Source organism: Paenibacillus baimaensis, from assembly GCF_025567575.1.
On record NZ_JAOQIO010000062.1, the window covers coordinates 1 to 1489 of the forward strand.

Here is a 1489-nt window from a genome sequence, read left to right on the forward strand (position 1 = left end):
TTTTGTTTTCATATTATATCACCCTTAATTATTATACCGTCCAGACGGTTTTATTTCAAGCTGGCAATATTAACTGCCGTTGCGCTATCCTCCCGTTAGCTTTTTAGTCCCCTTTACTAAATTTATTATATGACCTTGTCAGCAATCGGACTACTTTCTTGTCACCCGACAATTGTTGTCGGCGGAGTGGCGAACACCGATAGCCACCTGCTTCCCATCCCATCGCTTTCAACAAATCGAACACTTTGTCGAACTTCGATGGGTAACGCAGGCTGCCGTATTCCTTAAAGGTGTGAGGAACTTCAGCATCAACATCAACTGATTCAGGATCTCAAGCATACGATCCTTTCTCAAGTTGCCTGTGGATGTGAATTCTTCCTACAATTAATGTCGGATGACAAGAACTGATCTTGAACTTGATAATAAGCTTTACGGACAACCGTTCAACTCTCTTTACTTTTCTTCCAGTATACAACAAATCCAATGCCTCACGGCATTGGATTGTTTCTTACAGAATCTGTATTCGTTTTGCAGGGCTCTCATTTAGGGTGCTAACTGATAGTAAATGCAATTTATTTCAATGGTAATTTAACTTCAAATTCTTTAACTTTGGTTACAACATTTGACGATAACTCATTTGCTTTCTGATTATAAGTTGTCAGTGAACCGTTAGGAGAAAGAGCAAATGAGATATAATTTTCATATTTACTATATAATTCAAATGCTATATTATAAGCATCTTTATATTTTTCAGGAGGAGTGTTTAATTTTCTTATAGAATTTGAAATTTCTTCCCTTGATGACCCCAATTCCCCATTTTTCCCTATTTGTTCATAATAGTTATGTATCTTTTTTAATGCAGTATCAAAATGTCCTTGAAAAGCGATATACCCAACATCGTCATTTTTAAAGTATTTACGTACATCACTAATGCTTATACCTAATTCACTAGCCATACGACTATCATCTAATGTCATTTTTATAGATGCACTCCAAACTTTAGAATATGTGTTAATCATATTTTCCGCTAAAGTCGAAGTATTGAGCATATCCGATACAACTTTCTTTAAATCTTGTTCATATGCTTGTTCACGTTGAATTTTCATTGCTGCTTCCTGTTTTTTTGAATAATCATAGTAGTACCATCCACCAGCAGATAAAGCAATAACCAATATTATACTAATCGATACAATTAATTTTGTATTAAACTTGGATTTCGAAACTATATGGGGTATGTTTTGTATCTCACTAGCACCTGCTACTTCATCGTTAGACGTTGAATTAATTTTCTCCCCACATTTATTACAAAAAACACTGTCTTCCTGAATTTCATTGCCGCATTTATTACAATTCAAATTATTTCACCATCCGTATATTTTTACATAATTCTACCATCTTCAGATAAGTAGGTCTATAGAATCAGGTGAATTATTAGGATAATGGTCTAAAAGTAAAAGATTGTAACTTCTTAATGTACCCGGTTGATCTT

Annotated in this window: 1 protein-coding gene; it reads right to left on the minus strand. The window is 34.3% G+C overall.

Annotated features, from left to right (window positions below):
- Positions 1-572 precede the first annotated feature (572 nt).
- Positions 573-1355, minus strand: a complete 783-nt coding sequence (locus OB236_RS16000) for a zinc ribbon domain-containing protein (protein WP_262684891.1) — start codon at positions 1353-1355, stop codon at positions 573-575.
- Positions 1356-1489: the final 134 nt, after the last annotated feature.